33 protein-coding genes and 2 pseudogenes are annotated in these 20213 nt (G+C 41.1%); 7 read left to right on the top strand and 28 right to left on the bottom strand.

Annotated features, from left to right (window positions below; genetic code table 11):
- Window positions 1–27: 27 nt before the first annotated feature.
- From G625_RS0100945 to G625_RS0100935, 3 genes are all read right to left on the bottom strand, one after another.
- Window positions 28–876 carry an aldo/keto reductase gene (locus tag G625_RS0100945; protein ID WP_029199607.1) on the bottom strand — a complete coding sequence of 283 codons (849 nt, stop codon included), beginning with the start codon at window positions 874–876 and terminating at the stop codon, window positions 28–30.
- A 12-nt stretch (window positions 877–888) separates the two neighbouring features.
- Window positions 889–1257, bottom strand: coding sequence for a nuclear transport factor 2 family protein (locus G625_RS17795; protein WP_156884984.1), 369 nt, complete (start codon window positions 1255–1257; stop codon window positions 889–891).
- 72 nt (window positions 1258–1329) lie between these two features.
- Window positions 1330–1851, bottom strand: a complete 522-nt coding sequence (locus G625_RS0100935) for a flavodoxin (protein ID WP_198014790.1) — start codon at window positions 1849–1851, stop codon at window positions 1330–1332.
- Window positions 1852–2000: 149 nt separating this feature from the next.
- Here G625_RS0100935 and G625_RS0100930 point away from each other — a divergent pair, with 149 nt between their 5' ends.
- Window positions 2001–2888, top strand: a complete 888-nt coding sequence (locus G625_RS0100930; RefSeq protein ID WP_029199605.1) for a LysR family transcriptional regulator — start codon at window positions 2001–2003, stop codon at window positions 2886–2888.
- A gap of 88 nt (window positions 2889–2976) precedes the next feature.
- Here G625_RS0100930 and G625_RS0100925 read toward each other — a convergent pair whose 3' ends face one another.
- From G625_RS0100925 to G625_RS20825, 7 genes are all read right to left on the bottom strand, one after another.
- Entirely contained in the window at window positions 2977–3453 is a 477-nt protein-coding gene (locus G625_RS0100925) for a pyridoxamine 5'-phosphate oxidase family protein (protein WP_029199604.1), read from the bottom strand.
- Between the two features lie 8 nt (window positions 3454–3461).
- Entirely contained in the window at window positions 3462–4145 is a 684-nt protein-coding gene (locus G625_RS0100920; protein WP_029199603.1) for a flavodoxin, read from the bottom strand.
- Window positions 4146–4158: 13 nt separating this feature from the next.
- On the bottom strand, window positions 4159–4488 hold the full coding sequence (locus G625_RS0100915) for a putative quinol monooxygenase (protein WP_029199602.1): 330 nt from the start codon (window positions 4486–4488) through the stop codon (window positions 4159–4161).
- 13 nt (window positions 4489–4501) lie between these two features.
- A complete protein-coding gene (locus G625_RS22230) occupies window positions 4502–4639 on the bottom strand; it encodes a hypothetical protein (RefSeq protein WP_156884983.1) in 138 nt (45 codons plus the stop codon).
- A 35-nt stretch (window positions 4640–4674) separates the two neighbouring features.
- Window positions 4675–5289: a TetR/AcrR family transcriptional regulator gene (locus G625_RS0100905; RefSeq protein WP_029199601.1), complete on the bottom strand. Its 615-nt coding sequence runs from the start codon at window positions 5287–5289 to the stop codon at window positions 4675–4677.
- 80 nt (window positions 5290–5369) lie between these two features.
- Window positions 5370–6308, bottom strand: coding sequence for an aldo/keto reductase (locus tag G625_RS0100900; protein ID WP_029199600.1), 939 nt, complete (start codon window positions 6306–6308; stop codon window positions 5370–5372).
- A 116-nt stretch (window positions 6309–6424) separates the two neighbouring features.
- A complete protein-coding gene (locus G625_RS20825; protein ID WP_049895533.1) occupies window positions 6425–6754 on the bottom strand; it encodes a helix-turn-helix domain-containing protein in 330 nt (109 codons plus the stop codon).
- 341 nt (window positions 6755–7095) lie between these two features.
- Here G625_RS20825 and G625_RS0100890 point away from each other — a divergent pair, with 341 nt between their 5' ends.
- The 5 genes and pseudogenes from G625_RS0100890 to G625_RS0100875 all read left to right on the top strand — a co-directional run bounded on the left by G625_RS0100890 (window position 7096) and on the right by G625_RS0100875 (window position 9221).
- Complete coding sequence (locus G625_RS0100890) at window positions 7096–7797, top strand: XRE family transcriptional regulator (protein ID WP_029199599.1); 702 nt, start codon at window positions 7096–7098, stop codon at window positions 7795–7797.
- Window positions 7798–7877: 80 nt separating this feature from the next.
- Complete coding sequence (locus G625_RS17785; protein ID WP_242826564.1) at window positions 7878–8126, top strand: helix-turn-helix transcriptional regulator; 249 nt, start codon at window positions 7878–7880, stop codon at window positions 8124–8126.
- A 1-nt stretch (window position 8127) separates the two neighbouring features.
- Window positions 8128–8232 (top strand): annotated as a pseudogene (locus G625_RS23585) (UV damage repair protein, ImpB/MucB/SamB family); the annotation flags it as partial.
- Window positions 8233–8324: 92 nt separating this feature from the next.
- Window positions 8325–8582 carry a hypothetical protein gene (locus G625_RS0100880; RefSeq protein WP_029199597.1) on the top strand — a complete coding sequence of 86 codons (258 nt, stop codon included), beginning with the start codon at window positions 8325–8327 and terminating at the stop codon, window positions 8580–8582.
- A 12-nt stretch (window positions 8583–8594) separates the two neighbouring features.
- A complete protein-coding gene (locus G625_RS0100875) occupies window positions 8595–9221 on the top strand; it encodes an SOS response-associated peptidase (protein ID WP_029199596.1) in 627 nt (208 codons plus the stop codon).
- 4 nt (window positions 9222–9225) lie between these two features.
- Here the strand turns inward: G625_RS0100875 and G625_RS21770 are convergent, their stop codons facing one another.
- The 7 genes from G625_RS21770 to G625_RS0100830 form a co-directional block, all read right to left on the bottom strand.
- Window positions 9226–9564 carry a GNAT family N-acetyltransferase gene (locus G625_RS21770; RefSeq protein ID WP_084152698.1) on the bottom strand — a complete coding sequence of 113 codons (339 nt, stop codon included), beginning with the start codon at window positions 9562–9564 and terminating at the stop codon, window positions 9226–9228.
- Between the two features lie 159 nt (window positions 9565–9723).
- Window positions 9724–10320 (bottom strand): DUF1349 domain-containing protein, encoded by a 597-nt coding sequence (locus tag G625_RS0100860; RefSeq protein WP_029199594.1) that lies wholly within the window; start codon window positions 10318–10320, stop codon window positions 9724–9726.
- Between the two features lie 120 nt (window positions 10321–10440).
- Window positions 10441–11088: a methylated-DNA--[protein]-cysteine S-methyltransferase gene (locus tag G625_RS0100855; protein ID WP_029199593.1), complete on the bottom strand. Its 648-nt coding sequence runs from the start codon at window positions 11086–11088 to the stop codon at window positions 10441–10443.
- Between the two features lie 162 nt (window positions 11089–11250).
- Window positions 11251–11661: a DUF1810 domain-containing protein gene (locus tag G625_RS0100845; RefSeq protein WP_029199592.1), complete on the bottom strand. Its 411-nt coding sequence runs from the start codon at window positions 11659–11661 to the stop codon at window positions 11251–11253.
- Window positions 11654–11902 carry a hypothetical protein gene (locus G625_RS0100840; protein WP_156884982.1) on the bottom strand — a complete coding sequence of 83 codons (249 nt, stop codon included), beginning with the start codon at window positions 11900–11902 and terminating at the stop codon, window positions 11654–11656. The genes G625_RS0100845 and G625_RS0100840 overlap by 8 nt, the downstream gene beginning before the upstream one ends.
- Window positions 11903–11956: 54 nt before the next feature.
- Complete coding sequence (locus tag G625_RS0100835; RefSeq protein WP_029199590.1) at window positions 11957–12430, bottom strand: YbaK/EbsC family protein; 474 nt, start codon at window positions 12428–12430, stop codon at window positions 11957–11959.
- A 21-nt stretch (window positions 12431–12451) separates the two neighbouring features.
- The gene (locus G625_RS0100830) at window positions 12452–12841 is read right to left on the bottom strand and encodes an MATE family efflux transporter (RefSeq protein WP_029199589.1); all 390 of its coding nucleotides are present in this window, start codon (window positions 12839–12841) and stop codon (window positions 12452–12454) included.
- Window positions 12842–13045: 204 nt separating this feature from the next.
- On the opposite strand from G625_RS0100830, the gene G625_RS0100825 reads away from it, so the two are divergent.
- Complete coding sequence (locus G625_RS0100825; RefSeq protein ID WP_029199588.1) at window positions 13046–13495, top strand: Hsp20/alpha crystallin family protein; 450 nt, start codon at window positions 13046–13048, stop codon at window positions 13493–13495.
- Between the two features lie 49 nt (window positions 13496–13544).
- Here G625_RS0100825 and G625_RS0100820 read toward each other — a convergent pair whose 3' ends face one another.
- The 11 genes and pseudogenes from G625_RS0100820 to G625_RS22215 form a co-directional block, all read right to left on the bottom strand.
- Window positions 13545–13739 (bottom strand): hypothetical protein, encoded by a 195-nt coding sequence (locus tag G625_RS0100820; protein ID WP_029199587.1) that lies wholly within the window; start codon window positions 13737–13739, stop codon window positions 13545–13547.
- A gap of 7 nt (window positions 13740–13746) precedes the next feature.
- Entirely contained in the window at window positions 13747–14112 is a 366-nt protein-coding gene (locus G625_RS0100815; protein ID WP_029199586.1) for an ACT domain-containing protein, read from the bottom strand.
- A gap of 2 nt (window positions 14113–14114) precedes the next feature.
- The gene (locus tag G625_RS0100810) at window positions 14115–14291 is read right to left on the bottom strand and encodes a hypothetical protein (protein WP_198014789.1); all 177 of its coding nucleotides are present in this window, start codon (window positions 14289–14291) and stop codon (window positions 14115–14117) included.
- 90 nt (window positions 14292–14381) lie between these two features.
- Window positions 14382–15329 carry a hypothetical protein gene (locus tag G625_RS0100805; RefSeq protein ID WP_084152709.1) on the bottom strand — a complete coding sequence of 316 codons (948 nt, stop codon included), beginning with the start codon at window positions 15327–15329 and terminating at the stop codon, window positions 14382–14384.
- A 412-nt stretch (window positions 15330–15741) separates the two neighbouring features.
- Window positions 15742–16182 carry an Rrf2 family transcriptional regulator gene (locus G625_RS0100795; protein ID WP_029199583.1) on the bottom strand — a complete coding sequence of 147 codons (441 nt, stop codon included), beginning with the start codon at window positions 16180–16182 and terminating at the stop codon, window positions 15742–15744.
- Window positions 16183–16368: 186 nt separating this feature from the next.
- Window positions 16369–16995 carry a flavodoxin family protein gene (locus G625_RS0100790; protein ID WP_004604708.1) on the bottom strand — a complete coding sequence of 209 codons (627 nt, stop codon included), beginning with the start codon at window positions 16993–16995 and terminating at the stop codon, window positions 16369–16371.
- A 27-nt stretch (window positions 16996–17022) separates the two neighbouring features.
- Window positions 17023–17193: pseudogene (locus tag G625_RS17775) on the bottom strand (iron-containing alcohol dehydrogenase); the annotation flags it as partial.
- A 91-nt stretch (window positions 17194–17284) separates the two neighbouring features.
- Window positions 17285–18307: an aldo/keto reductase gene (locus G625_RS0100780; protein WP_084152697.1), complete on the bottom strand. Its 1023-nt coding sequence runs from the start codon at window positions 18305–18307 to the stop codon at window positions 17285–17287.
- Between the two features lie 4 nt (window positions 18308–18311).
- A complete protein-coding gene (locus G625_RS21765; RefSeq protein ID WP_242826563.1) occupies window positions 18312–18470 on the bottom strand; it encodes a hypothetical protein in 159 nt (52 codons plus the stop codon).
- A 235-nt stretch (window positions 18471–18705) separates the two neighbouring features.
- Window positions 18706–19362: a YoaK family protein gene (locus G625_RS0100765; RefSeq protein ID WP_029199581.1), complete on the bottom strand. Its 657-nt coding sequence runs from the start codon at window positions 19360–19362 to the stop codon at window positions 18706–18708.
- 267 nt (window positions 19363–19629) lie between these two features.
- Window positions 19630–20208 (bottom strand): cyclophilin-like fold protein, encoded by a 579-nt coding sequence (locus tag G625_RS22215; protein WP_242826562.1) that lies wholly within the window; start codon window positions 20206–20208, stop codon window positions 19630–19632.
- Window positions 20209–20213 lie beyond the last annotated feature (5 nt).

The following is a 20213-nucleotide window of genomic DNA, read 5'->3' as shown; positions in this document are numbered from 1 at the left end:
ATACGAGACAAAACGAGTCAATGCCGGTCACATACCTAATTTTTCAAAATCAGGTTTCCAACCTGCAAACTGAATAAGCTGTTCTTCAGTTCTGTGATAATATCTCTCATTCTTATCAAGCTTTGCAATTTCTGCCATTTCTTCATCTGTAAGTTTAAAGTCGAGAATATCTAAATTATCCTTGATGTGATCCACATTTTTACTACCTGGAATAACTACAAATCCCATCTGTGTATGCCAGCGAAGGATAATCTGCGCTGGAGACTTGCCATATTTTTCACCAAGCTCTGCAAATACAGGCTCATTGATAAGAGACTTGTCACCATGGCCAAGAGGATACCAGCTCATGAGTTTGATGTCGTATTTATCCAAAGTCTTACGAAGCTCTGTCTGAGTAAAGTATGGGTGCGCTTCCACCTGAATAAACTGAGGTACTACTTCCCATTTAGTCTCAAGCTCTTCAATGTACTTTCCTTCAAAATTTGAAATTCCGATAGATTTAGCCTTGCCTTCCTTATAAGCTTTTTCAAGCTGTCTATATCCTGCAAGCCAATTCCCAGCAGGTTGATGTATATAAAGAAGATCAACATAATCCACACTAAGGCGCTCTAATGTTTCATTTACAGCATTTTCATTCTCATACTCTGATGGCCAGAGTTTTGTCGATAAAAATACTTCCTTTCTATCTACTCCGCTTTCCTTGATTCCTCGACCTACAGCACGCTCATTTACATATGCATTAGCTGTATCTACAAGTCTGTAGCCTATCTTAAGAGCTTCTCTCACGCTATTTTCTGCATCAGCAGGTGCAAGCATAAATGTTCCGATTCCTACTACCGGGCACTCTAATTTGTTATTTAATACGATGTTTTCCATTATAAATCCTCCTTAGTATGTTGATGCTCTAGAACTTGTAAATTTCCAGCTTCCATTTTCTTTTCTAAGAGTAAAGTCTCCCTGTAATCTCCAGCATCCTTTACTTCCACCGTAGACTGCAGCAACTACTCTGCTTTTACCTGTCATGGTTGCCTCATCACCACGAACACTTACTACAATGTCATCATGATCAGCTGAATAGTAATTGAAGGTACCATTATCTAATCCCTGCAGAAACTCATCAGCAGACTGGCTTACTCCTGTCATATGATAAAGACAGTAATCTGCGGACATAAGTCTTCTGAGACCTTCAATATCTTTCTCTACCATATAGTCCCAGTAGTCTTTATAAAGTTCTGAAATTTTTGCTTTTTCATCCATATATTTATTCCTTCTGTTCTGCCGGATCAAGCATCTTAATCACCTTAGCAGGTACTCTTCCTCCAACTTTTCTTATATCAATCCGTTTGCTTCAAACCATTTTTCAACTACAGCCTTTGCTTTTGCTGCCTGGCTTCCGGTAATTGCAAGACCTTGTCTTACATCTGCGCCCTTTGCATATTTTTTCAAATCTCGTTCGCTGGATCCCATTCCACTTCCTTCATTCGTACAAAGAGGAAGAATTGTTTTACCGGCAAAATCGTATCTTTCTAAGAATGTCGCTACAGCCATTGGAAATGTTCCCCAGTAATTTGGGTATCCAAGGACGATAGTGTCATACTTATCAATGCTATCTAAATAGTTTGTAAGTTCTGGTCTGGCATTATCTCTTAAATCTTTCTTGGCTTCATCTATGCAGGTCATGTAAACAGGTGAATATGGATCCTTCATCTCTATTTTGAATGTATCTGCATCAATCAGTTCATTCATCTGATTAACAACGATTTCAGTGTTACCAACCTTTACATATCTCATTGCACCGCCGAAATAGTTCTCATCTGCTCTTGAAAAGAATGCAATTAATGTTTTTCCCATTTGAATTCCCTCCATTTAACATTTCTATAGATAACTGCTTATGTTAATTAGTTTTGTCCTTTGTTGTTTACATTATCTCACGTCTGCTTTATACTATCCAATAGAAACATCCGATAGTTGATTTAATTTTTAAATATCAAGAGTACGTTATGACAACAAAACAGATAGATTATTGTATAGAACTGGCCCGTACCGAAAGTTTTTCCAGAGCTGCTGAAAATATGTTTGTAAGCCAGCCTACATTTTCATATCAGATAAAGCTGCTTGAAGAGGAAGTCGGCTTTGAAATATTTGCAAGAAACGGGAAAGGTGCGTCCCTTACACCTGCCGGGCAGCAATTTGTAACATATCTTGCCAACATGCGCGAAGAAATGAAACGCGCCATTGAACAGGGACAGAACTTCAGTGCAAAATACCAGGATAATATTACTATCAGCCTTATGGTAAGACAGGCTCTTTACTTTCTTCCTGAAGCAATTAAGGACTTTGAAAAGAATGAGACAGGAGTTCAGATAACTCCCCTATTCCAATACGAAAATGGCATCGACAGCTTTTTAAAAAATGAATCTGATATCGTTTTCGCTTTGGAAGAACAAACAAAACAGCTTGCAGGTACTATAGTCCACAAGCTGTTCAAAAGTCATATCTACTTAATTTGTGACAAGAACGATCCTCTGGCGGCTAAAAATCTCATTACTGATGAAGATATATACGGTCGCACTCTTATGGTCGGTGGTGGTTCGCCGGCACTTCTCCGCTCAGTTCAGCAAAAGCTCATCTCATCTGGTAAAATTGAATACTTTAACAGCCCTGACCATGACACCACACTTACCAATGTCGCTTCTCATAAAGGGATCTGCCTTGCTCCCGGTTTTCTTAATGATCACAGCGGACAGTTTGCCTGGATTCCTTATGACTGCGATGATACTTTTTCATGCGTCCTCTGCACTCATAAAGCGGATCAACGTCATAGCCTTGATGCTTTTATTAAAGTATTACAGAAGTTATACAACGAAGCGGTCGCATTTCCTCTGTAAAAGATAAATAGACTGAACGTAATAATCATTTTAACATAATAAAGATTTCTATATTTTACTATACATCAAAGTCTGCTTGCTCTATTATTTATGATTCATTAACCAGCTTCCCTGTCATATGCTCAGGAATGAGTTCAAGGCACTGTACTCTCGGCAGAGCATTTTTCAATTCCTTTTGTAAATACTCTTCATCATCCGTGAACTTCTTTGTGAGATGAGTACATATCTTTATTGCTGTATCCTCATCCTCTACAAACTTGATTCTGCCAAATACAATTACGCTGTTAATGTTTAAAGCCCAATCGCCTTCTTTCCGATAGCCTTCATCCCATGTACAGAAGCTTACTTTATCACATGCCTTAATTGCATCAATCTTGTGACCTTCCTTAGCCCCATGAAAATAGATTTTCCCATCTTCTTCACAATACCACTGGTTAATCGGTAAGCCATACGGATAACCATCCTCGCCAATCAGGGACAGTACTCCTCTCTTTGAATTTTTCAACACCTCAATGCACTGTTCATCTGTAATCTGTTGCTTAAATCTTCTCATCTTTCTAAACATTGTTCACCTTAATCCTTTGCTAATAATTTTAATCCTGTTAACCAGTTCTTTATCTCATCATCTGTAGCACTTCCGCTAAATCTGTTGCCGGATAGCCAGTTTCCTGTCCCGTTTTTTTCTGAAATATTGGAACTGCTCTTCTCAATACTACTGCTTCCCGAGGTGCAGAATGGTATGATTGTTTTCCCATCGAAATTATAACTTTCTACAAAGGTGTCAATGATTCGTGGCTCTTCGCCCCACCAAATAGGATAACCAAGGAAGATAGTAGAATAATCATTCTCGATATCCAACTCGATATCTTCATATTCAGGTCTTACATCCTTATTATTTTGCTCTTTCGTGGCACGACTGCCATCGTCATTATAATTTAAGTCCTCATCAGTATATGGTTCTTTAGGCTTGATCTCATATAGATCTGCTCCTGTAACTGATGCAATCTTTTCAGCGATTCCCTTCGTTGTTCCTGTAGCAGAAAAATATATTACCAGCATTTTTTTATCAGAGCTTTCATCCACTGTGTCCTTTATATCACTTGTTTCTATTTCATCGTTGACACCGGAAGTCTCTGCTACACTTATTTCTGTCGTAGGCGTATTTACAGTTTCTTTATCCGATGATACTTCAGCACATCCAACAAGCCCTAATACAGTAAATGCTGAGATAAGTAGCATTGAAATTATTTTCTTCATCAGGCACCCTTTCTTATTTTCTTATGAAATCTTTATCCTTATCCGGCATACTGTTGTCAGAGACATACCTTTCTACAGTCATATGAAGATCATATTTTTCGCGAAGCTCCATGATAGTCTGCATCATAGGTGAAGCATGATGGATATCAATAGACTCCTGATCTTCCCAACTGTCTATCAGAAGAATTGTCTCAGGGTCATCCAAAGACTGATAATACTCATACTTAAGATTTCCTGCCTCATTTCGTATTTTTTCAACCGTTCCGCTTTTTGTCATTTCCTCTGCAAATCTTTTTGCAGCACCATCTGTTCCTTTATAACGTAAATTAACTGTAATGCTCATCATAGACCTCCAATCACAGATTTTTACCGGTTTCATATGCTTCAGCCATTACCTTGGTACTCACCACTTCGCCTTTTTGCCAGACGCCTTCTCCAAATATTGTTTTCTTTACAGTATTTCCAAGATGGACAAAAATCGTCTTAAGCTCCAATATTCTTCTTCATTTTAAGTTCCTTCTTTCTTCAATCATAAGATCAGCTTTAAAAACTGATAAGTCATTTCATAAATTGTCACATCCATATGAGAGAGTTTTACCTCATCCATTGCTGATATCTGCTTATCTGTAGGATATGAGTATGGATATATCCCGTACATATAAGGAAAGAATGCATATCTTATCTGTGCGATTTTCTCTTCCGACACACCCAGATGTTTTTTCAGGCATTCATCAAACAGCTCTACGGAATTCTTAAAAACTTTCTTGTATTCTACAAGGAGCTCAGCCCTGCTGTTTTCCTCTATCTCATACAGATTCATGGCAGAAATTTTCAGAAGTGTCTTACGTTCCTCCATAGATTTTGCTATTGCTCTCGCCAAGGTATCTTTATCCATATCAGCTTTTCTTCTGATAATGCTTTTAAGAGCTTCATTCCACTTCATATATTCACGGGTCAAAAGTCCTAAAAAGATTTCTTCCTTAGTCTGAAAATAATTGTATATAGAAGGTCTGGAAAAACTGGTCTCTGTACTGATAACCTTTATGTTAATGCTCTGAAAGCCCATTGTTTCATAAAGCTTCTCACAGGCATCCATTATTTCCTCTCTTCTTTTGTCAATTGTTTCTTTATTTTCTACTGCCATGATTTTTACTCCTTAAACTGTGTATCAATACTTTTATAATATCGCCTGGTTGACACACAGTCAATTGCAGGATAATAAAATTATTCCATCTTCTTCTCCCACATGCGGATAAGATTCAGTTCCAGACTATCTGCTGTATTCTCAAGTACCTTTATTTCATCCTGGGTAAGCTCTACATTGCAGGCTTTCACAGCATCCTCAACATGGCTGACCTTTGTAACACCGATGATAGGTAATGCCCCTTTTGCAATCGCCCATGCAACTGGAATCTGTGCCGGAGCTACATTGTAATTATCTGCTACTTCCTTAAGCTTCGCGTTCATGATCTCAAGTTTATCAAGTACCGGATTGTAAGTTTCTGCTCTTCCCGATCCTGCAGGCATAGGGTTCTTTGTATCATATTTTCCTGAAAGAGCTCCTTGTTCCAGAACCATGTATGCCCAGAACTGAATGCCATTTTCTTTGCAGTAATCAACAATACCTGAATCCTCTGAGGATCTGTTGAGTAAGCTGTAATGATTCTGTACAGCGCCAAGTTTAAGACCGTGCTCTTTTAGGATTTTATCTGCCTCTTTTATCTCGGTAAGATTGTGATTTGAAACACCAATCACAGGTACGTTTTCTTTTCCTTCGAAATACTTTGCAACTTCTGTAATCCACTTTGGAGCATCAACAGGGTTATGCACCCAGTAAATATCCATGTTGTTGATACCAAGTATTTCATATTCAGTCGTTAACATGTCCTCAACCGGAGTTTTGGAAGTGTAATTCGCACACTGAGGAGTCAGTTTGTCTGAAATGATATATGAATCTCTTGGGAGATCTTTTATAAAACTTCCAAGTGTCTTTTCTGATGTTCCCATCCCATAAACATAAGCTGTATCCCAGAGGTTAAGCCCAGCCTTCATTGCTGCATCAAATATAGGCTTAAGCGAATCTGCTGTTAAATTTCCACCAAAGGTTCCATCGTTACCCCAGGCCCATGCGCCAAGTACAATTTTCGGTAATGCTTTTACCATTTTAAGTTCTCCTTTCTGTTGACATTGTGTCAGTTGATGTTTGGATAATATCACTGATTTGACACAGTGTCAACTCTTTTTTTACATATCTTTTTTATAAAAGAGATTTTCCAAATTCATAAGATTACCAACGCATTTATCTGGGCCAGCAGTATTTCCTTTGTCCTATCATCTTTAATCTGGCGAAGGAGCTGCTCTGCCTTTAAGATAAAACTATCATCTGAATTTCCCTCAACCCCCAACAGATAATTCGGTGTGGTATCAAGGTGCTCTGACAGCTCCACAAGCACACTCCCCTTAATATCCACCTTGTCGTTCTCATAAGCAGATATCGTGGACTTAGGAATACACATCACTTCTGCAAGCTGTTCCTGGGTATAACCCTTTCTGATCCTTGCTGCCTTGATTCTCTGTCCCAGTGTTGTTTCATTGATAATGTTCTTCATCTTCTCCCTCTTTCCGGGCCAAAACCAGAAAAAGGAACAAAGAAAAAAGGACGCACAATAAGACTCAGCCTTTAACTGATTTCTTATCATGCGTCCGCGGTGGGCTATACCCCCATATCATGATGCCCTCGTTTAATTGTCATTGTTATGCGCGGATATCCGCGCCTATGTCCTCCCGACATAGTCAACTATAAATCAACAAAATATAAATTCCTACGGGACTATATATCACAATTTTCAATTATCCATTGATGTTAGTTTTTTACTATGGTATATTCCAAATATAAAATCAACCACAGACTAATTTAGTCTGCACTTAAGACAGAAATGAGGAAAACACTATGAACATCGGACAGGTCATTGCACAGAACAGAAAAAATAAAGGCTTATCTCAGATCGATGTGGCAAAAGAGCTTGGACGATTCGACATCCATGTAGGTAATGCTGCCATAAGTGCCTGGGAAAAAGGTATAAACATGCCAACTGCAAATCAGTTCCTTGCACTATGCCAGATACTTGAGATCAACGATATCTATACGGAGTTTATTGGGGAAAATCCAAATGATCCTTTCAGAAATCTCAATGATGACGGAATCATTAAAGTCTACGACTATATTGATCTCCTGGAAGTTTCAGGAAAATTCGATAAGAGGTCATCAAAGATTATCCCTATGGAAGGACGCATAATGAAGATTGCTCTTACCTCTGCATCAGCAGGAACCGGTAATTTCCTTGATGATGAGAACTTTGATGAGATAGAGATCTTTGACCATGTACCAAGAAAGGCTTCCTTTGGAGTACATCTTGATGGTGACAGTATGGAGCCAAGATTTAAGGATGAACAGCTTGTATGGATTGAACAGACAGACTGCCTTGAATCCGGGGACTTGGGACTATTCTTCCTTGACGGACTTACCTACTTCAAAAAATTTGTAAAAAAGGAAACCGGCACCTTCCTTGTATCACTTAACGCAAAGTATAAGCCCATTAAAGTAGGCGAATACAGCACCTTTAAGATATTTGGAAGACTCGCCACAGATTAAGTCCAAATTATAGGACACTCCTTTATTTACAATGATACTTGTGAAATAGTCTGTATTTTTATAAGAGAGGGGTGAACATCTTGAAAGATTTAATCTATTCAAACCGTGTTTATGAACTTCGCAGAGACCTGGGTATCAGCCAGGACAGAATGGCTGCTGACCTTGATATCAGCAGGCGCACAATCAGTAAAATTGAAAACGGCGAGCAGAATCCGTCACTGGATATGGTATACCGGATAGCAGCATACTTTAACCGTATGATACCGGATGTCTTTCCTTTGGCAAAAGAGATTCATCTTGCCTCTTTTGAGGAATATTCAAAAAAATAATATGAACAAAAGTCAGCGAACCTATATCGCTATTGATATGAAAAGCTTCTATGCATCTGTATAGTGTGTGGCAAGAGGACTTGACCCGCTTAAGGCAAATCTTCTTGAGGGTGCAACGACTATAGAGAGAAATAAACAGATCGGAGGACACAGAGCATAAAGCACAGCCTCCGGTCTATTAAAAAACGGAGGAATCAGATGAATAGCGAAAGTTCTGTGATAGAAATACCTTCCAATTTCAGATACAGGGATGTATTTTTAAAAGGTAAACCAAAGCATGACAAGACTGACAGCTTTTCCATAAAGCATCCTGCAATGGACATTGGAAGACGAGCCAAGATATTCAGTCCTTTTGATGCTCTTAAAGGCTTTAGCGATGAACTTGCTAAATCCGAGCAACTAAATGAAGATTACTTTGCCGATAATGGCTATGAAGAGATAGATGAATCCCCATAGGAGTAAAACAATATGTGTACCAGATATGCACTGGAGAAGGATCTCCCGGAGTTAAAAGATATATTTGAGATTGCTTTACGTTCATCTCTAACAAGTAAATTTATAGATACCCACGCAAGGCCTCTGATCACAGATGGAGAAGTACGTCCAACAGATATAGTTCCTGTGATTGCTCCAAATGCCAAAGGAGCAAAAAGTGTGTTCCCGATGCAGTGGGGCTTTCTTGCAAGAGATGGTAAACGTAGTCTCTTTAATGCCAGAGTTGAATCCGCTATGGAAAAGCCCACCTTCAAGGATGCCTGGAAATCACACAGATGTATCATCCCTGCTTCTTACTACTTTGAGTGGGAGCATTTCATAAGCGTAGATGGCAAGGTAAAAACCGGTGATAAGTATGCCATACAGCCAAGAGGCTGCACTGTGACCTGGCTCTGTGGTCTTTACCGTATCGAAGACGGCTATCCTGTCTTTGTGGTCCTCACAAAAGAACCTACAACGGAGCTCTCTAAAATCCATGACAGAATGCCACTCATGCTACCAAAAGAAAGAATAGATGAATGGATAAGCCCTACATCAAATCCGGATGAAATTGTTCCGTTTGCTTTATCAGATATGGTTATTGAAAAAGCTGAAGGCTAGTCCCTCAGCTTTTTTCTATGACTTTCTCCATCTTTACATGCGGAATCCCATCCTCTATGAACGGCTCTGACACAACTTCAAAGCCTTCTTTCGCATAATAACCTATGGCATATTCCTGAGCTTCCAAGTATATCTTCTTAGCCTTAAACTGCTCAGTTGCTACCCTTACACCTTCATGGAGGATCTGTCCTCCGATGCCTTTGCCATGTTCCAGGGTAACAACTCTTCCTATCTGAGCTATGCCGGATGCTTCATCATGGCCGGAAGCTTCATCATGGTCTTTCCAGAATACCCTGAGGCACCCTGCAACTCTCCCGGAATCGTTATAACAAAAGACATGTATCGCATCCTGATCCTTGTATGCATGTACCTGTTTTTAAGCTCGTTATGCTCCCCCGTAAGGAGATTCCTAAGAAATGTCTCCAAAAATGACATATGTACTTGGATACATCATCTCTTATAGATGCCATCAAAATACCTCCCGCTATAATCCCACACATCATTAGTCCGGCTGCTGACCATCATGAGCCTTCCAGACGCACTCTGTTATTTGCATATCTGTAAACACAGCCTTGAAGCTGGAATCTTCCGGACTGCACGCATAGATACCAAATGAAATCGTTCCGGCTCCTTCCCACATATGGCAGACTCTCATTTGAGAATAATCTTTTCCATCGTAGGAACACTCAATACAGTAATCATCTTCTCTCCTGCTAAATCTATACCACATCTGTTTTACATCAGCTGGAATAGCCGTAGTTGCCCAATCGGAATAACCATGGTTTGTAACAACAGAGCCAAGATGCTGAAACTTTTCATTTTCATACTCAACAGAAGCCTTGAGCCAGTTCTCTGAATCAAGATACATGACAATTCCACACTGATCAAAACGATGATGGCTGTCGGTAAAGTCTGTCTTTACCATAAAGGAGAAGAATTTATCATCTGTTTCCATCTGCAAAACAGGAGCATTGTCATTCCTAAAATGATAGTAGGTTCTCTGCCACAAATCTGTGTGCGGCATCGTTGTTACATCAATGCACTTTTCTGTGATTTTATAATCCTCCGGCTCCCTGAGCCATTTCATTTTTTCAATCATCTCACTGCCCCTTATTATTCTGCCTTTAATATGCTTAATCCCTTCACGGATAAAGCGGTTCGATTCCACTATGAATACCGTATCGCCTGCCTTAAATGCTATACATTAACCCTCACACGGTCAACTTCTGGACATCGTGTCCAAAAGTTTCCATTGATACTTCCCAAGAACCACCCTGCCATCCGTCACCTCGATACCATCAGCTTCAAGAAGTTTAGCCTGTTTTCCGGCACCTCCGAAAGCAAATTCCCCGGCAAGCTCTCCCTTAGCGTTGACCACACGAAAGCAAGGTATGTTATCCGGATCGGGATTTTTGTGGAGTGCATTTCCGACTGCTCTTGCCATCCTTTTATCACCGGCAAGCTCAGCTACCTGTCCATAGGTTGCAACCTTCCCCTTCGGAATCTTCTTTACCACCTCATAGATTCTCTTTGTCGGGTTATCTGAGATCAGATCATAGCTTTCCGCAATCATACATTCGATATCTTTATCCGGAATACTCCCATCCAAAATAATCGTATTCCAATGTTCCTTATTCTGGTGATATCCCGGTGTGACTGATTCATAAATATCACGCCAGAAAAACGCCTTATCCGGTTCCACTTTTACGTTAAGATTTATAAATCCATCTCTCTCATATGTCCAAAGGAAAGCTTTCTTATTCCCCTTATACCTTACAAGCTGCCAGTTTTCATCATGAAACGGCGCGTCCTGATAAGTATCTGGAAATGAAAGCCCGTAGCTAAGTGCTTCCTCTCTTGTTCTCATAAAACCGTTTCCTCCCACTCCACGCCCTTGATATCCAACCACTTCTGTGCCTTCTTGCAGGTTGTGCAACGCTCATAGCAAATAAAAGTATTCATAAGCTCATCTCCTTCTTCATTCGTCAGGGTTTAACCCATAATATAGTATTTCGCTGTATCTTAGCATTCAGAGCAACTCTATCGTCCTCTGATCTGGTTTTCCTTCAAAAAACTTATCCAGTACCTTCTGAAAAACTTCTGTCTCTGGTGCCACCTCATGAAACAGTGTCATGGATGAACGAAGCTTCAAGTAATCTGGATATCCCATAACCTCACCTGCATCATTTGACTCAAGCTGCAAAAGAGCCGCGCTGATTTCTACCAGCCGATCCCGTAACAGATCATTCTTTAGGTATTCTTCTGCTTCCTGGCGATCCTTGATTGCATAATACTGAGCTGTAGAACTAAAACCAAGTCCTGCGATCTGAGGAAAAATATACCAGATCCAATGCGACCTCTTATGACTCGAACGGATTTCAGACAAGGCTCTTTTATAATCTGTTTCCTGCGCTTTTAAAAATCTCGACAGATCAGACATTCTTTATCACCTCGCATAGTTTTTCTGCCAATACACTATGTCCCTCCGGAGTCAGGTGAAGCGAATCAACTTCCGAAGGATAAATATATTCTGCTGCATTGAAGAAGATGCATCCATGCTTTTCGGCTGCTGCCCTGTAAAACTCCGGAAACCTTCTTGATTCCGTAATTGCATTTTCATAGAATGCCCCATAGAACGGGGAATTCTTTATCCCTACTCCGATCTCCGGCAAAGTGTTCAAATGATGTGTCAGTTCATAGAAGCATCATAGCTTTTACATTCGTATTGCATCTGATCACTCCTCCCATCCTTTGCAAACATCACACCAGCCGATAGAATCCGTAGCCTTTTCCAGTTCGTCGGGAGACAGCTTCACGGATGTGAACTCATTCCCACCTGCGGGATGGACATACTCAAATCTCTTCATGGATACATCCAACCATATAGGGATACCTGCCGGCACTCCAAAGGGGCACACACCGCCCGGCTGAAATCCTGTCAGTTCCTCGACCTGCTCTCTCGGGATCATGTGAGGTTTTGTGTGAAACTGCGCCTTAAACTTAGAGCTGTTCACACGACCATCCCCTGCCATAACAACGATCACGGGCTTATCTTCCACTATGAAAGACAGCGTTTTAGCAATCTCCGCTTTGCTGCATCCGATCTGCTGTGCCGCATGTTCTACCGTATCTATGGTATCTCCATGCTCCGTCAGCCTGTCCGCAAAGCCTCTCTCGACAAGCCAGTTCTTAACGCTCTCATTTATCATCTTATAGTACCTACATTCCCATCAATTCTCGGCTATAAGCACTGTTGTAAATAGCTTCTTTACCCTGTCTTTTAGTCCTGCACACATGTTATATCCCACAACCGGGATACATCCGGCAGCCATACCGACCACAATGGAGATCACGATCTGGAATAATTTCATGACGATGCCGACCACCGCCAGAGGAATCTGCGCATACTGCTCCTGCCCGAAGATCTCATCCAGAGCGCCATATTTTCGGATCATGTTGTTGATCGCAGCCATTGCGGCGACAAGAGATATCTGTGGCAGAAAGCTGGTCACGCCAAGTACCAGAGTCATCTTCACGATATAACCATTCAATATCACATTTTCGATACATGATGCAAGGGGATTTTTTACCGAATTTCGTATGGCCATGTATATGTGCATTTTGCTCACGCGGTATAGACAGTTCACAAATATTTCACAAATATTGTTAGCACTCCCTCTTGACGAGTGCTAATCTTAGCGTTATAACATAATCGAACAGAGGAACAGAGAAGACCAAAAGAACGGGATGTTCCAATGATCTAATCCCTCCTTCCCCTTGCTCAGTAGCTATTAACAGTATTGAGTGAAAAGGAGGTAAGCATTATGTTAAGACCTAGTATTTTTGGAGAAGATTTATTTGACGACTGGTTCGCATTCCCGGATTTCAGAGATCTGGACAGAACCGAAAGAAAGCTGTACGGCAGGCATGCCGACAGGATGATGAAGACCGATGTTCGTGAGCATGACGATCACTACGAAGTAGATATCGACCTGCCCGGCTTCAAGAAAGAAGAGATCAGTCTGGAGCTGAACAATGGATATCTCATTGTCAGTGCAAACAAAGGTCTGGATAATGACGAAAAGGATAAGAAGGGCAAACTTATCAGACAGGAGCGTTACTCCGGATCAATGCAGAGAAGCTTCTATGTCGGTGAGAACATCACCGAGGAAGATATCAAGGCAAGCTTCAAGCATGGTGTTTTGAATCTTATCCTTCCTAAGAAGGACAAAGAGAGGCTTCCCGAAAAGAAACAGATACTCATCGAAGGATGATGTTAAAATGGGCCTGCGGCTTTCCCGCAGGCCTTTCTTTTCAATGATTCTACGGGAGATAATCCATGACATATTTCAGCCCTGACCGGTGCACACCATCCTCATCAATGAGTGTGATGCCCTGTGCGCCCTTGTTGACCCGGCAGTTCATCTTCTCATTCCAAAGTTCCAGCGAAGCACAGGCTGTCGTATCGGGTCTCTGAGCATAGGTCAGCATCTGTTCCTTGAAGGGGTACTTATACATATAAGATTTACATTACAGAATATCCTTCCCCACTCAACACGCCTAATGCACGCTCAAAGTTTTCTTCTTTCACCAAAATATAATCCGTATTATATGTTGATACAGCAAAAATACCTATCTCATGTTCTGCAAGTATCCATGACAACTTTGATAATATTCCGATCAGTGAAAAATCAAGTATTCCCTGGATTCGAAATCCTCTCCATCCATCATCACGTTCTGTCGTGAGCGAGGGAGTATCCTCAGTCCTGCAGACCAAGGAAATTTCTTCATCAGTCTTCCCCAAAAAGTAAAAGTCCGAATCCATATCAACAGCAGAAATATCTGCCACTTTACAAACAGTCAGTCCATAAGGAATTCTCTTAAGTTCCATATTTACCCCGCCCATAAAATAATAGCAACAGCCGTATAACTCTGTGCCGCAAAAACCTCTGCTCCGCTTTTCGAATTCAATAGTTCCTCCTGCGGAAAAGCGATTCCTTCTTCCACAACTTCGTTCCAAATTCTGATAATCTCCGGCAAATCATTTTCCGTATATCTTCTAATAATCATTTTCCTCATCTCTCATTTTCCTTCAGACATTATAGCATGGCAAGCAGAAACATCAGGATAAATCTGCCCACGCAAAACATTTTGCAGACATTATGCGGACATTTTGCAGACATTACTTAAAACATCCCCAATATCACCATCAATACATATGCTTCTATCTTCAATTTCTTCCGGACAGAATGCTTCACCATAATTTAAGCAGGCATAAACAGCCTTCTCATTTACCAATGTCATCTGCCAGAAAGGATACTTTATTATAACAGGAGTGTTGGCTCCAACTCCAAGTTCAAGATAAAGAACATGCAGATTTTCATGTCTTCTGATGAAATCAGAATATGCTGCGGATGCCCTATACCATCCATCATCTTCCACAAATGAATCATCCGCTCTCAGATTCATGGCAACATTGCTTCCATCATCAGGGCACTTAGGAATCAGTTTAGTTGGTATCCTCATACTGATTTTTCCATCCTCTGGAAGTTGAAAAACGCCGGTTTCATCCAAAATAAAACCTTGGGCTTCCATCGCCTTCATAACCCAATCTTCATTGTCATAGGTATTCCTGACCCTCGGATTGATACTTTGGAACAGGCCATAATCTCCCTGAGTATAGAACAGTCTTTTCTTATCAAAGCCAGACCTTTGGAACTGATGATCAACATTAGTTGTAATCACAAAATAATCTTTTTCTTTAACCAACTCCAGCAGCATATCATATACAGGCTTTGGTGCTCCCATATAGCGGTTGATATAAATATTTCTCGCCCAGTAGGCCCATGAAGTTTCAGGGTCTAACCGCATCACATAAAATCCACCGGAATACATGTCATGAAAGCCATACTGCTCTTCAAAATCGAAAAAGTACTTCTGAAAGCGCTCTCCGCTGTATGTAAATCCTGCAGATGTGGATAAACCTGCCCCTGCACCAATAATAATTGCATCGGCTTCATTAATCTCTTTTTTCAGTCGGCTTATCTGCTCTTCTTTGCTTCCCTTCCCATAGGACATACTTCTACTAAAATATCTCACGGCATTCATTCCTTTCTCTTCACTGCGTCCTTTCAGATATTCATCCTGAACCCGCAGCACATCAGACGAAATATTCCGCGGCATTCGGATGTTCATGAGCGATCTGAGGATCCTCCTTTTACCTTCCGCATCCTTTGGCGTTTCGATATCCTTATATTCCCCGGAATCCGTCTTAAACGCTTCAACCAGATAATCCAGGCGTTCTTCCTGCGTTATATTCTTCATGTCGATCATCTCCTAACCACCGCTCCCACCGGACAGGCCGTCATACAATTTCCGCAGTGACCGGAAGGCCTTCATCATCTACTGTCGCCACGATTGTCCTGTGTATCTCATGAACTACATAGTTAAAATAGTCCTTTGTCTCCATCCTCTTCTCCTTCTTAAAAGGGACCCCGGCTGTTTACCGGAGTCCCTTCTCTTAAGCTTCTTTAGCCAGAAGTTCCTTCATCCCTGTCCGTAGATCCAGAAGCGTGTACTTCTTCATTTCCGCTTCCATCGCATTCTGGATCGCCTTTAGCTTATCATCCAGAAGCGCATGAATGTTCCTTCCAACCGGACAGTCTGGATTTGGTGCTTCATGAAATCGGAACAGGTCGCCGTCTTCCACAGGTTCGATCGCTTCATATACGTCAAAGAAGGTTATCTCTGATAAATCTCTTGTCAGTTCGATTCCGCCGGTTCCCCTGGCTACATTGATCAGTCCGGCATTCTTTAGCTGCGTGAGTATCTTTCTGATTATGACGGGATTAGTATTGATGCTCGATGCCAGAAAGTCACTGGTCACCTTATATTGATCCTTAAATGTATCAACACAGGCAAAGATATGTAATGCCACCGTAAATCTGCTCGAAATCTGCATTATTATGTCTCCATTTCCGATCCGTACCATACTATCCTGTGTACACGGGACACGGTACGTCTCTATGTTCTCATTCTAACGCAGGCTTGTTGTAATTTCAACAGTTACAATCATCTTCACCATGTTAGAACTTTCCGTTCTGATTCTGCCATGTTATTCTTTCCAACCATTTTTTTATACCGCCGATCACTTGCCATCCGGGAAGCTGGTGAAGCATCCTCTCTCAACTTCCGGATAACCGTATTTCACCTTGGCATCAGAAAACGCCTTGATCATAAAGCTCATATTCCGTGCAAGGTTTCTCATGGTCTGAAGTCCTTCCAGATCTTTTTTGACATCATCCGCAGTAAATCCATGTACCTGATTCCAATAAGTTGAAGACGCCACCGGCATACCGCTGATGGTAAAGTATTTGTTCAATACATCAAAGCTTGCCGTATTGCCTCCTCTTCTGCAGCTTACTACTGCGGCTCCTACCTTCATATGCTTTGAAAAATGTGTGCTGTAGAACAACCTGTCCATGAAGGAAATGATATTTCCATTTGGAGATCCATAGTATACCGGACTTCCCACAACCAGACCATCCGCTTCTTCAAGCTTGGGTGCGACTTCATTTACGAGATCATCAAACACACACTTTCCGGTTTCGCTGCATTTGTTACAGGAAATACAGCCTCTGATATCTTTTGTTCCTACCTGGATCAGTTCTGTCCCGACTCCTTCCTCTTCAAACACTTTGATCATTTCATCAAGTGCAGTCGCTGTACAACCGTGTTGATGTGGGCTCCCGTTTAAGATGAGCACTTTATTCATTCGTTCGTCCTCCGTTTAAAGCGAATCTTTAAGAATCTGCCTGATCTCATCATATATACCGTTTTTCTTGATGGATCCGCCTCCATAGATCAGCTGAACATTTTTTCCATACTTGGGAAGTTCATCATTCAGATACTTAAGGGAGTCATCCCCAAAATATAGTTTTGTTGCATTCTTGTAGCTGAAATTACCTAACATTGTTTTTCCTCCGATCTTTATTATTATTTCAGTTTCAATCCGTCCTTAAAGGCTTCGACTGCTCTGCCACTTACATTATAGTAATTTTCTGTCAATACCAATCATGCTTTTCGTCCCGATCCAACAGGAAAATCATCTCCATTTCATCTTCTGTCAGTTCAAACCCGAACAGATCGAGGTTCTCTTTTATATGATCCGGATTTCCTGATCCCGGTATGACCACAATGCCTCTTTGCAGATCCCAACGCAAAATGACCTGTGCAGATGATACTCCGTGAGCTTCTGCGATGGATTTTATAGTCTCATCACCGAGAAGTTCTGATGTATGTCCTCTTCCTCCCAGAGGGTACCAGCACTGAACTACAATACCTTTCTCCTGAATGAACGGAACAACTTCCTGTTCCTGGTAGTATGGATGGATCTCTTTTTGAACAAGAGCCGGAGTAATGGTAATCTGTGGCAGAAAATCCGTCAGCTCTTCCACATACCAGTTCGACAAACCAAGAGACCTGATCTTTCCCTCTTCCACATATCTTTCCATCGTCTTGTATGCTTCCACATCCCCATTCCCGGGATGGTGTAAAAGCATCATGTCGATGTATCCTATATCAAGTTTTTCAAGCGCCATGTCTATAGCAGCTTCAGGATCACCAAACTGGCTTGGATATATCTTTGTGATCACAAATATTTCTTCGCGGGGAATACCGTACTCTTCCATTGCCTGACGGACTCCTTCACCCACAGCGTCCTCATTGCCATACATATATGCCGTATCGATCAGTCTGCCGCCGTTTTGGAGAAGTGCCTTAACTGAACTTACACAGGTATCATGATCAAGGGCATACGTTCCGAGCCCCATGATTGGCATTTCATATCCGCTGTTAAGCATTACTTTTTTTGTTTCAAAATCAAATATACCCATATCTATCATTTCAGTCTCCTGATTTTCTGTTTCCTCCGCATCATCCTCTATCGGCATAGCTGTGTCTGATTCAAAACTGGTCGAAGTGTCTTCGGTCAGTTGCTCTGTTTCTCTGTCAGTATCCTTTCCCGTACAGGCTGAAACAATAAAAAGCATGACAAAAAGCAATAAACCCAGAAATACTCTTTTCATCCCATCACATCCTCTGTACCATCTCACTGATCTTTTCCATAACTCCCTTGTCATGATTCGTAAAAATCCCCATATCCTCAAGTCCAAGATACCCGAGGAAGTCTCCGTCATAAGAGAATTTGGCTCCGTCATACATATCGGGATCACCGGAGGCCAAAAACATGGCTACTTTCTTCAGTCTTCCCGGCGCCTTCTTTAGTCATAATATAATGGCAGATACCCCGTATACGATGGTATCCGCCATACAAAAAGCAATTACATGTTCTCAGTAAAGAACTTCTCTAATTTATCAAACTGAATATAATCCTTATCACCACCGTCATACAGATCTTTATGAAAGACTCACACCCGATGACGTCATTTTCCGTATATCTTCTAATAATCATTTTTCTCATCTATCATTCTTTTATCATCATCAAGGCTACCCCAAGAAGAATAGCCGGTGAGATCCATATTGTTCCAATACCAAACCTTGCGGAAAGTACCCCTCCGATGCCGGCTCCTATGGCAAAGATAAGAATAATGCCAAAGAAATGCAATGCCTTATACAAGGATCTCTTCTCTTTTGATCTGAAATACTGTGACAGGCTTTCCGTACCGCTCCTCAGATTGCCGATACACATCGTACTGGCGTATCCGTACCCATGAACCTTTCTGAAAGTCTGCACCTGCATGGCACATGAAAATGATACCATGATATTTGCAAGCATATTTAACCCTGACGGCATAAATCCTACCGCCAAAAGCATTGCGATCTCTATGAAAAGTATGATCTGTCTCCAATGGATCTTGCTGCATGTCTTAAACCTGCTCTCGACCCTTTCAGCCAGAAAAATACCTGCAGCAAATGATATGAGCGGAAGCATATAATGCAATCCCTTATCCCACTCTCCCTGCATAAAGTTCTGGCTCATCAGTACCACATTACCGGTCTGGGCATTTGCGAATACACCATCCCTCACGTTATAAGTATATGCGTCTTGTAATCCTCCCGAAAATGAAAGCAACGCACTTAATCGAAAGCTCTCGGAGGTCTGCGTTTTTGCAATCGACATCTCTTTTCTCCAAATATGCCTTTTAAAATTACATCGTCATATTTTCCTTCAGATATTATAGCATGGCAAGTTAGAAACATAAGGATAAATCTGCTCAGGTTTGAGCTGACGCTAAATCAGCCGATATTCTTTTGCAAAAGAAATGGACTCGGAAGTGAGGTGTTTTTTGTTTTCCTCATTTCTTTGTCTATTGTAAATATAACACACTCAAAAAAGCCTGAAAACAGACAGCAAGGGGACATTTTGCAGACATTTCTTAAAATCCGCTTATTCCCTGCTAATGGTTATAGTAACATCACCATTAGAAAGAAGACCTGCCATCTCTGCTTCATCTTTATCAGATATATGACCTAGCCTTGTGTATGACCAACTGTTGGAACCATAAAACACCACCATCTGGTTTCCTGAATACAGAACTATATCACCTGATGATGTTGTTGTCTGCTTATCATCTCGTGGCAAGCTCTGTCCTATGGAACCCACCTGTTCAAAACCGCCATACATTGACATCTGAATGGTAATATCACCATCTTTAGCCATATCCCGCAGTCTTTCTACAGCCTGGTTGTCTTCCCACTCCACATTAACTTTTGTATCGCCAATCTTCATTATCATTGTACTATCTTCAATAGCTTCATCATCTACTGATTCATCTTTTTCTGCCAGCTGATACATAGCAGTCCCCTCCGACATGACATTCTCTTCTGAGCTTTCTGTTTCAACATTTTCTGATGTTGATATTTCAGTTACTGCATTCTGATTATCACCAGAGCTTATTGTATTTCCTAAACAGGCGCTCATACAAAACATGATTGTCATGCAGAATACTATCAAAATCATTTTCATCTCAA

The sequence above is a fragment of the Oribacterium sp. NK2B42 genome (assembly GCF_000424445.1).
Lineage (GTDB): Bacteria > Bacillota > Clostridia > Lachnospirales > Lachnospiraceae > Oribacterium.
This window is presented reverse-complemented; position numbering and strand designations above follow the sequence as displayed.

What these genes read in the sequence shown, in the direction of transcription:
- G625_RS0100820 (WP_029199587.1), bottom strand. Translation starts at nt 13,739, where the DNA reads ATGTATAAGTACCCCTTCAAGGAACAGATGCTGACCTATGCTCAGAGA.
- G625_RS0100780 (WP_084152697.1), bottom strand. Translation starts at nt 18,307, where the DNA reads ATGAAAAGAGTATTTCTGGGTTTATTGCTTTTTGTCATGCTTTTTATT.
- G625_RS0100790 (WP_004604708.1), bottom strand. Translation starts at nt 16,995, where the DNA reads ATGAATAAAGTGCTCATCTTAAACGGGAGCCCACATCAACACGGTTGT.
- G625_RS0100825 (WP_029199588.1), top strand. Translation starts at nt 13,046, where the DNA reads ATGTTAAGACCTAGTATTTTTGGAGAAGATTTATTTGACGACTGGTTC.
- G625_RS0100815 (WP_029199586.1), bottom strand. Translation starts at nt 14,112, where the DNA reads ATGGAACTTAAGAGAATTCCTTATGGACTGACTGTTTGTAAAGTGGCA.
- G625_RS0100805 (WP_084152709.1), bottom strand. Translation starts at nt 15,329, where the DNA reads ATGAATGCCGTGAGATATTTTAGTAGAAGTATGTCCTATGGGAAGGGA.
- G625_RS0100830 (WP_029199589.1), bottom strand. Translation starts at nt 12,841, where the DNA reads ATGCACATATACATGGCCATACGAAATTCGGTAAAAAATCCCCTTGCA.
- G625_RS0100795 (WP_029199583.1), bottom strand. Translation starts at nt 16,182, where the DNA reads ATGCAGATTTCGAGCAGATTTACGGTGGCATTACATATCTTTGCCTGT.
- G625_RS0100935 (WP_198014790.1), bottom strand. Translation starts at nt 1,851, where the DNA reads ATGGGAAAAACATTAATTGCATTCTTTTCAAGAGCAGATGAGAACTAT.
- G625_RS0100765 (WP_029199581.1), bottom strand. Translation starts at nt 19,362, where the DNA reads ATGTCGATTGCAAAAACGCAGACCTCCGAGAGCTTTCGATTAAGTGCG.
- G625_RS0100860 (WP_029199594.1), bottom strand. Translation starts at nt 10,320, where the DNA reads ATGATTGAAAAAATGAAATGGCTCAGGGAGCCGGAGGATTATAAAATC.
- G625_RS0100835 (WP_029199590.1), bottom strand. Translation starts at nt 12,430, where the DNA reads ATGATAAATGAGAGCGTTAAGAACTGGCTTGTCGAGAGAGGCTTTGCG.
- G625_RS0100925 (WP_029199604.1), bottom strand. Translation starts at nt 3,453, where the DNA reads ATGTTTAGAAAGATGAGAAGATTTAAGCAACAGATTACAGATGAACAG.
- G625_RS0100920 (WP_029199603.1), bottom strand. Translation starts at nt 4,145, where the DNA reads ATGAAGAAAATAATTTCAATGCTACTTATCTCAGCATTTACTGTATTA.
- G625_RS17795 (WP_156884984.1), bottom strand. Translation starts at nt 1,257, where the DNA reads ATGGATGAAAAAGCAAAAATTTCAGAACTTTATAAAGACTACTGGGAC.
- G625_RS0100900 (WP_029199600.1), bottom strand. Translation starts at nt 6,308, where the DNA reads ATGGTAAAAGCATTACCGAAAATTGTACTTGGCGCATGGGCCTGGGGT.
- G625_RS0100880 (WP_029199597.1), top strand. Translation starts at nt 8,325, where the DNA reads ATGAATAGCGAAAGTTCTGTGATAGAAATACCTTCCAATTTCAGATAC.
- G625_RS22215 (WP_242826562.1), bottom strand. Translation starts at nt 20,208, where the DNA reads ATGAAAATGATTTTGATAGTATTCTGCATGACAATCATGTTTTGTATG.
- G625_RS0100845 (WP_029199592.1), bottom strand. Translation starts at nt 11,661, where the DNA reads ATGTCTGATCTGTCGAGATTTTTAAAAGCGCAGGAAACAGATTATAAA.
- G625_RS0100810 (WP_198014789.1), bottom strand. Translation starts at nt 14,291, where the DNA reads ATGATTATTAGAAGATATACGGAAAATGATTTGCCGGAGATTATCAGA.
- G625_RS0100930 (WP_029199605.1), top strand. Translation starts at nt 2,001, where the DNA reads ATGACAACAAAACAGATAGATTATTGTATAGAACTGGCCCGTACCGAA.
- G625_RS0100915 (WP_029199602.1), bottom strand. Translation starts at nt 4,488, where the DNA reads ATGAGCATTACAGTTAATTTACGTTATAAAGGAACAGATGGTGCTGCA.
- G625_RS0100890 (WP_029199599.1), top strand. Translation starts at nt 7,096, where the DNA reads ATGAACATCGGACAGGTCATTGCACAGAACAGAAAAAATAAAGGCTTA.
- G625_RS20825 (WP_049895533.1), bottom strand. Translation starts at nt 6,754, where the DNA reads ATGAAGAACATTATCAATGAAACAACACTGGGACAGAGAATCAAGGCA.
- G625_RS0100905 (WP_029199601.1), bottom strand. Translation starts at nt 5,289, where the DNA reads ATGGCAGTAGAAAATAAAGAAACAATTGACAAAAGAAGAGAGGAAATA.
- G625_RS0100855 (WP_029199593.1), bottom strand. Translation starts at nt 11,088, where the DNA reads ATGAGAACAAGAGAGGAAGCACTTAGCTACGGGCTTTCATTTCCAGAT.
- G625_RS0100875 (WP_029199596.1), top strand. Translation starts at nt 8,595, where the DNA reads ATGTGTACCAGATATGCACTGGAGAAGGATCTCCCGGAGTTAAAAGAT.
- G625_RS0100945 (WP_029199607.1), bottom strand. Translation starts at nt 876, where the DNA reads ATGGAAAACATCGTATTAAATAACAAATTAGAGTGCCCGGTAGTAGGA.
- G625_RS21765 (WP_242826563.1), bottom strand. Translation starts at nt 18,470, where the DNA reads ATGTTTTTGGCCTCCGGTGATCCCGATATGTATGACGGAGCCAAATTC.